The 11,647-nt window shown below is 41.0% G+C and carries 9 protein-coding genes; all 9 read left to right on the top strand.

From position 1 onward, the window contains the following. Nucleotides 1–324 precede the first annotated feature (324 nt). The 9 genes from AB4351_RS08145 to AB4351_RS08105 all read left to right on the top strand — a co-directional run bounded on the left by AB4351_RS08145 (nt 325) and on the right by AB4351_RS08105 (nt 11,077). Entirely contained in the window at nt 325–837 is a 513-nt protein-coding gene (locus AB4351_RS08145) for a hypothetical protein (protein ID WP_102321102.1), read from the top strand. A 70-nt stretch (nt 838–907) separates the two neighbouring features. Continuing rightward, on the top strand, nt 908–1,423 hold the full coding sequence (locus tag AB4351_RS08140) for a hypothetical protein (RefSeq protein ID WP_102321101.1): 516 nt from the start codon (nt 908–910) through the stop codon (nt 1,421–1,423). Beyond that, nucleotides 1,423–4,173, top strand: coding sequence for a TcfC E-set like domain-containing protein (locus AB4351_RS08135; protein ID WP_102321100.1), 2,751 nt, complete (start codon nt 1,423–1,425; stop codon nt 4,171–4,173). Before AB4351_RS08140 ends, AB4351_RS08135 begins: the two co-directional genes overlap by 1 nt. A 10-nt stretch (nt 4,174–4,183) precedes the next feature. Then, nucleotides 4,184–4,906 carry a hypothetical protein gene (locus tag AB4351_RS08130; protein WP_102321099.1) on the top strand — a complete coding sequence of 241 codons (723 nt, stop codon included), beginning with the start codon at nt 4,184–4,186 and terminating at the stop codon, nt 4,904–4,906. Next, nucleotides 4,906–5,937, top strand: coding sequence for a hypothetical protein (locus tag AB4351_RS08125; protein ID WP_065583729.1), 1,032 nt, complete (start codon nt 4,906–4,908; stop codon nt 5,935–5,937). Before AB4351_RS08130 ends, AB4351_RS08125 begins: the two co-directional genes overlap by 1 nt. A 1-nt stretch (nt 5,938) precedes the next feature. Then, the gene (locus tag AB4351_RS08120) at nt 5,939–6,736 is read left to right on the top strand and encodes an outer membrane beta-barrel protein (protein WP_102321098.1); all 798 of its coding nucleotides are present in this window, start codon (nt 5,939–5,941) and stop codon (nt 6,734–6,736) included. A gap of 395 nt (nt 6,737–7,131) precedes the next feature. Further along, nucleotides 7,132–7,851, top strand: coding sequence for a hypothetical protein (locus AB4351_RS08115; protein WP_241910598.1), 720 nt, complete (start codon nt 7,132–7,134; stop codon nt 7,849–7,851). Between the two features lie 202 nt (nt 7,852–8,053). Continuing rightward, entirely contained in the window at nt 8,054–10,639 is a 2,586-nt protein-coding gene (locus AB4351_RS08110; RefSeq protein WP_102321097.1) for a DUF1566 domain-containing protein, read from the top strand. Nucleotides 10,640–10,729: 90 nt separating this feature from the next. Next, nucleotides 10,730–11,077: a hypothetical protein gene (locus AB4351_RS08105; protein ID WP_137001854.1), complete on the top strand. Its 348-nt coding sequence runs from the start codon at nt 10,730–10,732 to the stop codon at nt 11,075–11,077. Nucleotides 11,078–11,647 lie beyond the last annotated feature (570 nt).

The following is an 11,647-nucleotide window of genomic DNA, read 5'->3' as shown; positions in this document are numbered from 1 at the left end:
GTGTCCATATCATTAACAACGCCTGGTAAGTATTGTTCGATTGCTTATGTAATTCAATCTTCTTTTATTAGAATTTAAACTATAGCTTATCGGGCAGGTTTTTATTATAGATGTAGATAAAACGAAGGTAGGTATTACTAGCTTTACTGTTGATGGTTTTATCGAATCGGCATTTTCGGCAAATGGAATTTTCAAATGCCCAATATTTCTTTTCCAGTGTTCCGCATAATTTATTTCGTCCTGTCACCGATGAGCGTTAACAAATTTAAACGCAGGAGCGGGATTACTAATTTATGAAATATTTAATCTTTAAAGGAAAGTAAAATGTTTAACTTCAAAAAAAGCGCACTAGCATCAGTTCTTCTTATGGGTATGGCAGTAAGTGCAGGTGCTAACGCATCTTCAAATGCTACTGTTATATGGAACGGCGTTGTTCCAACAACTAGCGCATCAGATGCACTTATCATCACTGGCCTAGGAGGTGATACAACAGCGCTTAACGGTACTATCACTCCAAGCTCAGACGGTGTGTTTGAATCAGATACTATCGTACTTGAGTCTCACTTAAATGATGGTGATGCTGTTACTCCTGTTGTTGGTGCATTAGCTTCAGCTAACTGGACTCTAGTTGATGCATCAGTAGCTTTTGACGGTGTGGCAAACCCATCTCAAGCTGTTGAGATTAATGTAAATGGTGCACCAGTAGCCGTTGGTGATGTTGTTTCTGGTGAAGAAACTATTTCAACTAAAGTTAAGCAGACTGCTGTATTACCTGAATCTGAAGTAGGTGGAACTACTGTTCAAGCATCAGTAACGGTTATGGCTGACCTTGTTTAATTTGTAGAAAATTCCCGATTCAAAGGCTCGTAGTAATTACGAGCCTTATTTCTCTACGATGGTAGTCAATATGAAAAAAGTTTTAATACTATTGGCTTTCATGAGTATGAATGCCAACGCCGATTTCAAAGTGCTTTACATTACTACGAGCCTCGATGTAGGCAAACTTTATACAAATTCAATTAATTCTGTTGAATTTATTCCGGCAGTTCTGGAGTTGACGTCAAATCAAGACAAAACAAAATTTGATGATGTTAATACCACATTAAGAATTGAAACAGATATACCTTTTGAGTCTTCGGATATTCCTTATATTTCAACGTTAACAAAAAATACGTCAATTTGTACGGACTACTCTGGAGTGAGCAATGTTCAGGATGATTTCGTTACATTAACGATTGACGGGAAAAGTTTGTCAGAGGGTGAATCCGTCTCTTTTTCAAATTTCAATTTAAATGATGGAGACAATAAGTATAGTGAGCATGACATTATATTAAGTTTTCAGTCATTTAAAGATATCATCACAGCGGGCCAAGCGGAGAGGTGTAATGGTGAGATAGAGTTCAATATAGAGGTAGATATATAATGTTCAGGTTCAAACTCATAACAATGGCAATTTTAGTGTTATTGCCTGTGTATTCGTATTCAAGTTATAGTCAAAATGTTCTTGAAGGTTTTGAAGAACTGTTTGAATTGAAAGAGTCAACAGTCCGTATACGTAACTTAGATGGTTCCCTTACTTCACCGATCCCATTTTTAACGTCGTTTAACACGTTAAAATTAGACTCGAATAATAAAAAAGCGATCGCACAGGTATCTGACTATTTAAATGATAATACAGTGTCGGCTGAGTACCAGCAGAAGATCATAGATCAATTAATGGTTGGCATACAAGATCAGTCTGAGTGTTTAGGTAAGCTCGATGAGTGTGAGTTGTACCCAGAAACGTTTGAGATCGTTCATAACTATAACGATCAAGAAGTCTATCTTTTTGTATCTCCACAGGTGTTGTCATACTCGAATCTCGATGAAGAACTGGTATACCACTCGTCTCTGAGTCAACACAATGGGTTAATCAATTCATTTGATCTGTACGTGAGTGAATATCAAGATCAAGACTCAATCGTTTCTTTAAATAATGAAACGACACTGGGGCTACCTTACGGATACCTCAAAACTGATTTCAATGCCAACAACAGTGATAACGGTTCTGAATTGTATGAAGCGGCATATCATTTAGATATCGATTCTTACTCAATAAAAGCGGGTCATTTTGAATTTGAGCCAGAGGTTAACTCAACTGACTTCCTGAATAACACCGCTCGAGTTGCTCAAAACTCGCTCACGGTAGGTACCTCTAAAAAGTTGCTCGTAGGCGGACATAATAACGACAAAGTATTGAGCTTTTATGCGCCAACAAGTGGCGGTGTACAAGTTCTTCGTGATGGTCGATTGATTTTTCAAGATAACGTACCAGAAGGGCAGAACTCAATTCCTTACAGCAAGTTACCATCTGGTCGCTATGAAGCTGTACTTGAGGTGACAAGTGGTGGGCAAGTTGTTAATACCCAGACTTATCAAGTATATAACACCAAAGGTGACTCTCTGACTCAGGGGGAAGTGGATTTCGTTGCCACTGCGGGTATGTTTTCAGGAAGCCATTACGACTACACGGAACATGGCATTCAAAATATTGAAGACGATGTTTATGGCAAGGCATTAGCTAACTACCAACTCACCCGTTCGTTGCAAGTAGGCTTGGGCGGCTTGGTCACGGACAGTGGCACTATGTACACCGTTGGTGGTGCATACAATCTGATTGATTGGGATTTGAGTACTGAAGCTGTGTACAGCCAATTCGAAGACGCATCTCACTTTAATGCTAATATCGGTATCCCTTATTTAAGTCTATCTTATGAGTCTCTCGATAATGAACTTGGTGATCCAGTTGCTTCTTATATGTACGGATATGCCGATTATTCACGTCTATCGTTGAATTCTTCGTACAGCTTCCGCGGTGGACAATCTATGTATGCGGTTTACTCGCTTAATAACGACAAGCAGTTAGACAATTTAGGTAACTCGGATGAACAGGAACAGCAGTTTATTTCCGTTGGTTACAGCACGCCCACAGTTTTAGATTCGCGAGTTAATATTAACGTCGATTACTCTGAGGCGACGGACGACATATCAGTTAATTTGTTATGGAGTGTCCCGTTGTCAGACACAGTAGAAACTATCATGGGCCTGACGAGTGATAGTGATGACATTAATCAATTTAAAACAACAGTAAGACGAAATCAGTTAATTGACTCAGACTCCTTTAATACGTCGCTTGAGGTGAGTAACACCTACGATCGACAACAGGATGATATGTATCAAGATGCGTTATTGGCGACCAGTGGCACGACTAAATACGCTCGAATGAATGCCTCCGCCCATACGTCCACCAATGGCACGAGTGGTATCAATGCTGGCTTGTCTAGCACTCAAATCGTGACGACAGACGGCGTTTATATTACCGATAAAGCGGCAATGTCTTATACGCTTGTCGATATTCATCAGTCGCAGAATACAGAGCAGACGTTTGATGAAAAAGGTTACTTCTCTCTTAAAAAAGAAGGGCGAAACAACAGTAAGTTCATCGTATATAACGATGAAACAATTGTGCCTTTGGAAGACTATAGTCAATATCGTGCGAAATTTGATTCAGAGAGCGTTGATCTTTACAACTCTGGTGATAGTAACGTAACCGTGTTTACACACCCAGGTACGGTTGCTTCTATTGAGCCAAGAGTTAGTCGCGTCGTTTCGTTTGTCAGCGCCTTTAATGACATATCAGAACAGCCGATTACAGAAGTGGAGTGTCATGGAGAAGGTTGTATTGAAGTCAATGAAATGGCCGACGGTGTTTATAGAGTAACCGTATTGGAAGGCATGAACTTTGAATTGTCAGCGAAAGAAAGCCAATGCTTACTGCCTTATGAATTTACTTCAACAAATCAGATGAACTTTGGTCAAAACTATTGTTTGCCAATAGCTCAAGAAAAGCAGATAGATTTGATTGATGCAGATGAACGACTACAAGCGATGTATTTAGGTGCATACGAAAGCTCGATTGAACTGAATAAAGCGCTTAAAAAGCTCGAGTCACACGGTTATCGAATTATTCAGAAAGAAGTGGGTTCGTTTAAGGCAATTTATATAGCGCATGAATCTATAAACATGGCGGAAACAATAGCGCTTCATAAAAGAGATATCGATCAGTTAAAACTGTTGGCAAAGCGACTTTATCGCACCAACGCCATTACATACCCAGTCGCACAAGTTAATTAAGGAGTGGGAAATGAAATCCAATAAAGTTCTACTAAATTTAGTATCACTCACTGCTATATTGTTATCTATAAGTGTACAAGCTTTTACGGTAGATAAAATGGTTATTGTCTCTGATGATAAAGGGAACGGTATCGTTACGTTAACCAACGACGAGTCTCACCCAATTTTTATCCAAGCAAAGGTGGATGAAATAAATATTATTGATGGAGAACAGGTAGAAAAAAAACAATATACAAGAGACAACTTAAACGATTGGAAGGTGTCATTAACGCACCAGAAGGTAGTTTTGAACCCTGGTGAAGAGAAAGACATTGGCATACGTAGTTTATGCCACAACGCTGCATGCGATAATTCAAAAGATTTGATGTTTATGCTGTCTTTTTCTCCAAGTAAATACAGACCTGGTGAAGTAGTGAGTGGTGTGGAAATTAATTACGGATTCGCACCTGTTTATATTATTCCTACAACACAACCGAATTATTCTTACGAATTAACCAACAACGGTGATAGCCTTAGAGTCGAAAATAAAAGTAATACCATGCTCAATTTTTTTGTAGATGCATGTGTTGCTGAAAACAAAGCCCAATGCAAACAAAAATTTACGGTTGTATCGGGAAGGAATAAGACGTTCCCTTTAACCGAAACTATGCGAAATAACGAGTTGACCATTACCGTGACATCTCACGACAGAAGCTATTCAAAGAAAGAAATGGTGACGAGAGGTAAAATATAATGCCTAGACCTATCCTATATATTGTAGCGTTTATTGCATTAATGACGACAAGCATGGCTCAAGCTGCGTTTGAAGTTCGCGCGGAAGTGAAGGCTGGTGGTGTTCGTTGGGACAATGTGACACGTTACAATGGTAAAATGCTGCCAAGTACGTGGGAAACTCCTCCTATGTTGCAGGCTTCAGAAGCTTGGGCGGCCGCGACATTTTCGGGTACACCTCCAACAGAGATGACTTTAATTGGGGGAAATGGGAATACTTCACCGTCAATATCGATCGATATATCGGGCGTTCAATACAATACTACTGGAATTGAATTTGCCCAGTCAGCGAATACGGTAGGTGGTGGGTGCTCATTTGATGAAGTGTCACTACCGATTGTGACTGTTGAAGGTCCAAACTGTGTTTCGTCTGTTCGATTAATTAATAAACAAAAATCGAGCCCATTTATTTTCCTGAGACCTATTTTCGATATTAACGAAAGTGAAATAGTGTCGGCATTAAGTGGGCTACCAGAGGGGCAATATTCAGCTTCAGTGCCGGTAAATATTCGTTACTACTATGAAAATGACGGCATTATGACTTATCGCAACATCAATGAAGTGATGTTGTTTTCATTTGATTATCAGCCTGTTCAACTCGACAGTGTTTTTGTAAGTGGAGATGGTGTCATGACGCCAGTCTACGACACAATTGGCAAAAGAATAACATCGACAACGTCATTTGATATTACAGCGAACGGCTATTTTAATGACGGAATTGTTTTAACAATGCCCTTACAGTCATACGAATTGGTTAATTCAAGTAACCCTGGTGTGGTTATTCCTTACAGCATTCATTGCGATCAGTGCAGCTCTGGTAACTTAGTTGATGAAGGACAATTAATGTATCAAACAACGGCTATTTCAGAAGGAGCTGGAGTGCAAACAAGTATTAACTTTACTTTAGACTTTGATTACGATATTGAGGGCAGTTCTGCTGTTTCCGGAGATTATTTTGATGAAGTAACGATCATGTTGGAGCCTGGTATTTAAGATGAAAAAAATGAACTTAATGTCATCGATTATCGCTGTGTTCTTATCCATAAGTGTATCAGCAGAGGAGCTGCCTATCCAGATGAGTGGTGGCATGACGTTTTCTGCATTTGATGACAACATGGGACAGACTGAAGCACTTGGTTATAAGGCGGCGGTTGGATATAACATTAGTGAAAACGTACTATTTGAACTTGGCTATGCTGATTATTCTGCTTTTTCTGATTCGGAAATAGATAGTTTACGTGCGGTAATGGTTGAAACCGACTTATTGCTACCCGTCAGTGAATTTGCCTCCTTGTATGCAGGAGTCGGGGGCGCGTTTTCTAGTGACGACACCAATTTTACGGCATCGCTTGGTCTTAAATACCAATTGAGTAAAAATTGGAGCGCCGACCTTGGTTACCAAGGCGTCTTTGATTTAGCTCGTCAACAAGACGATCTATACGCATTTAATGCACTGTTGGTTTATCGTTTTTCAAGCAATGAAGCCGCAGAAGGCCTTTCAGATATTAACCCAAGGCCCAATGTTGACCAGCTTGTTGAAGAGTCGACCCAAGTATCAAGGCCGAAAACCCAATTGGCGTCTATTGTCCCAATTAAGAAGGCGCCATCGTGTCAGCAGCGTTTAGTTGAATACCGAGTGGTTCCTGGCGACTATTTGCACCGAATTGCAAGAGCATTTGATAGCTCACTTGATGAATTAGTCGAAGCAAATCCAAATCTTAATAATCGTGATTTGAATTTGATTTACCCTGAAGAGAAAATACTTTACCCGAAAGTTAGCTGTTTAGATTAAGTTGCCTTCCTTGAAACAGAAACACTGCCAATTTTTTGGCAGTGTTTCTTTGTTTGTAGCAGAGAGTATCTCGCCAATGTAAATGATATCTACACTTGTTTAGCTATCTCGCATCTTGCGTTTTTGAAATTCAAGAGTGCCCAATACCTTTAAATCCGAATGCGCGATACTGCTCACCAATCGAGCTACTCACCTTTTATCGTTTGGGCTCGCAAATATGCTAATTAATACCTCAATTATATGCATGAAGGTCAAATATAAGAGAGCGGAGTAATGATCGGACCAAATATTTTAAACATGTATGTACTCATTCTTTTCGCGCTTGGTGTTATATACGCGCTGAGCAAAATAGACGAGTAGTATCCTAAAATTTATTATTTTTAGTAGAGAGAAATATGAAAATTAAATATAATCTATTAACAGTATTCGCAATTTGTTCAGCAATGACTTCTACTGCTGCCAATGCTTTTAATGTCGACAAGATGATTGTCGTCGCGGATAAAAAGGGCAATGGTGTCGTGACACTTATTAATGATGAGTCTCACCCGATTTTTGTTAATGGGAAAGTACAAGAAATTCAGTTTATTGATGGCGACAAAATCGTTCGTAATAGTTATACAAGAAACAATCTAGATGATTGGAAAATATCTCTTACGCACCCAAGATTAGTTTTAAGACCTGGTGAAGAGAAAGACGTGGGTGTTCGTAGCTTATGTCACAACACGTCTTGCGATAACAGCAAAGATTTGATGTTTATGCTGCCATTTACTCCTAGTCGTTATAAAGAAGAGGGAGAGAAAATTCACGGTGTCGAGATAAACTATGGTTTTTCACCGGTTTATATTCTGCCTACGACAAAGCCAAGTTTTGATTATAAGATTTACAATCAGGGCGAGAATTTACGCATCGATAATAATAGTAATACGCTAATTGATGTTTATGTTAACTCATGTACAACAGAAAATAATACGCAATGCAAACAAAAGTTCACTGTTGTATCTGGTCGGGATAAAACGTTTTCTCTTGCGGAATATACGCAAAGTGAACAACTTAATGTAACCGTAACATCTTACGATAAAAAATACTCTAAAGAGATGCAACTGCCTATTCAGTAATAGGAACGCTGAAAATAGACATAATTATAGGCCTTCAATGATTAATGCTAATCAAGGACGATCAGCATTCATTACCCATGTTCAGTGCTAATTTTAGCCTACATGGCATCACTGTTATCAGCAAAGTGTAAATGCCCAATACAACATTAAATACAAATCATAAAATCAATTTTGAAATCAATAAAAAGTAAAGAGAAGTAATATGAACCTTTTAAGCAATAAGCCAGGAGGAAGCATTCCCCTGGGTTTTGTCGTCGCTACTACGCTTACCCTTTTTGGGTGTGGTGGAGAGGGCAGTGAAGGAAGTGCCGGAAGCTCAGCAAGTGTTTCCCCTAATACTCAAAGCGCGACGCTTTCCGCTCAAAATGCTACCTACTCGACTGGCTATGCTGAATCGTTCGAGGTTGACCTGTCGTCAAAGGTATTTTCATCAACGGGTGGTGGCTTTGCGCTGAGTGAAGTCGAGGTCTTGTCTAATGATGATAGCTGCCAAGTAGAAAGTATGACGGAAACAGGGTTTGTAATTCAGGCCTTTGATACCAAGGTGTGTGACTATCGATATCATGTGACTCCTAAAACATTGTCGCCAATGAGCCGTATGGCTGAAGCGCCAATGAGTGATAGTAGTAGCTCAGAAGGTTCGAGTTCTGCGGTTACGCGCATTGCGGTAAGTAGTAATCCTAGCTCAACCGAACTGGTTCCAGTAAGTGCAACAACACTGATTAATGAAGATGTGAGTGTTTTACTGAAGGACGAATTGGAGAAAGTCGGCTTTACGTTAGGTGACGAGTTTGTATTAACGGAGCTTACACTACCGTACGGTCGCTCGAGCTCAGTTCAAATAAATAGTACAGATGACCAGACTATGGATTATACCCCGCCGTCAGGTTTTACCGGCATTGACCGTGTTCTTTATACGTTAGAAGACTCGGTTAATGGCCTTGTGCTGATGGGGGTTTTAGATGTTGCGGTGGGCTACGAAGCTAACCAAGGTTTTACGATTGACGATAATATTGTATATCCAGTTGTTGTCAACGTATTGACCGATGAAGAAATCGACATCAGCGGCTTTGTTTCCTCGGACGATAGTGATGATTATCAATTGGTGTATGTTGAATCGTTTAACGCAAAAGCGGTACCTAAAGATCCACTGGACACTCAGAATAAAACGATCGTCTTTCAAGCGTCACAACCAGGTTACCACTATATTAGTTTTGCGGTTAGTGATCATAATGGAGTGTATGACATGGGTTTGATTCGTGTTGAAGTGACCGATCCTAATCAGTCATCAAAATGGGACGACATTTCTCATTTGTTGGATCTCTATATTGGACCACCCACCGCACTTGATGCAGCCGGGCAAGGCTCGCCTTATGATATAAAACTGAACGATGATGGCTACAGCCCAGCGATTGATATGGCTGGTTTTCGTTATCCGTCGGCCGTAGCATACTGCGACACCATCGGTGGTTCAGTGCCGACGTTTGATCAACTTAAGCTGATGGCCACTGATACCGATGTTCAGGCGTTACATAACTGGCCTGTTAAAGCGCAATACCTCGCTTATGATGACGGAGCAGATCTGGTTAAGTGGGTGGATCTTAAAGATGGCAGCACCCTTACAGGCGATGTCGATCCAACATCGGCTTATTATGTGACATGTGTTAAGCAAGGTTTAATTACTGTATTGCCTACCTCAAGCACGGAAGTTGTCGCGGATGGAGTTGATGTTGGTTCTGTATTTGTTGAGTTAAAACTCGGTCAAGAAGTAAGACCAGATACCCTTGTGACGGCTTCTGTCTCTAGCCCAAATGTGACATTGGACAGCGATAACGTTACCACAGACAGCTATGGTATTGCCGAGTTTCGCTTAACCAGTTTAAAAGCGGAAACCGTCACATTAACCCTTGATGTGGGTGGCATTACTCAAGACTATGAAGTTAAGTTTATTGGTGATGAAAAGACGGCTGCAGTGTCATCAGAAGCAACGATTGACACGGTACCTTATACGTCAGTGGAAGGTGGCCAGGTTACTGCGACCTTGACCGATCAAAATAGCAACCCAGTAGAAGGTTACTCAGTCATTTCAGTGGTAAGTACAGAACAGCACCCAGACACCGCAGAAATGGTTACTCCTATCCTTGAAGCGGAAACGACTCAAACCGATGAATCAGGTGAGCAAAAAGTGCGGGTAAAGTGGGATACAAACTATCAAACCCCAACAACGACCATGACCTTTGATGTGGCGTCATCTTACACCACAACAACCAATACACAGACTAATGCGATTAGCCAAGTTACCTTTCATGCCTATTTGTGTGGTGGCCAAGTTGGGGATGATGATCAACAAAACGCCGCGGGTGCCTGTGTTAAAATTGCGGAAAGCGATGGAAAGTTGTTTACCGGTACTCCAAGTGAGAGCTTTTTAAACGCTGTTGGCTATAGTGGTAATTACTACGGTAGTCATGTTGACAATATCCCTTATGGTCCTTCAGGATCGTTTGCAATTTTTAGTGTTACTGAAGCACATAGCCTTTGTGAACATTATAATACACTTGAGCTTAACGGGAGAGATGATTGGGCTTTAGCAAATATAGATGAGTTGACGAGTCTTTTTAATAACTTTGGTCACATGTACACCGCGAAGGGTTGGGCGACCGGCTACTTCTACTGGTCGTCGACGGCTAATGGTTCCGGCTACTACTACAGCGTGGGCCTCACCTATGGCGGCGTCGGCAGCAGCTACCCATCCCGTCAGTACTACGTCTCGTGCGTATCAGGTTCTTAGGGTTCAACGTTCAGAGTTTGCGGCCCGCAGGGCCGTTTTTTCTTTTTATAGAGGGTAGCGGTTTATTTTCTAAACTCAGTAAGGATTAATATGGATATTGAAACAAAACTCAAGCTTAGTCAGCAACAAGGTAAAATTATCGGCATACATGAAGGCATGTTTGTTCGTTTTTATGATCAAGCGCTGTTCGCATGGCAGCAGTGGGTGGTCACTCCCCCCTCTTTGCCTGTTTTAAAAGTGTCAGCTAAAGTGGTTAAAAAACTCGGGTCACAATGTGTTCTATCGGGCGGGTTACCTGTAAGCAGCCTTGCAAAAGTAGGGGTGTTTCCTGACGAAAAGGTATCATCAGCATTGGTTTTTATGCCGATATGTCTAATTGGGAAGAGTGGTATCTATCGCACAAAAACGACTTACCTGTACATGAACGGTCTGACTTAAATCCTAGACTAAAAATAGATAACAGCTTCGCTAAAGTTTGGATGCCACAGTGGTTAGTACACCAGCTAGACGAATGCACACCGGACACATCTAACCCAGAGGGTAGGTTGCTGTTTGATGTTATTCGTTGGACTGAACGGTAGCCTTAGTAATGTTTTTGATAAGGCGATACGCTAAAAACAGGGAACATAGCAGCGTTGCTGCGCCTAGAGAACACCTTTGTTACGGCATTGGTGAGCGGGCCCTGGTATGTTATCGGCACTTATGGCCTTATTAGAGGTAATAAAGGGGGGCAAGTCGAAAGGCAACACTCCGTATAAACAATAAGTGCAAACGTGAAGGGTTGGGCGACCAACAACAACTACTGGTCGTCGACGGCTAATGGTTCCAACTACTACAACGTGAACCTCAACTATGGCAACGTCAACAGCAACAACCCATCCAATCAGAACTACGTCTCGTGCGTATCAGGCTGACATATACTCAGTGTTGTCGCCTTATCAAAAATGACAAGAACGGAGCTTAACGCTCGTATAGTATGCATTGGCAGGGGCTTTGTTGCGTAATTCA

This window comes from Vibrio sp. 10N.261.51.F11 (assembly GCF_041471665.1).
GTDB classification, from domain to species: Bacteria; Pseudomonadota; Gammaproteobacteria; order Enterobacterales; family Vibrionaceae; genus Vibrio; species Vibrio crassostreae_C.
This window is presented reverse-complemented; position numbering and strand designations above follow the sequence as displayed.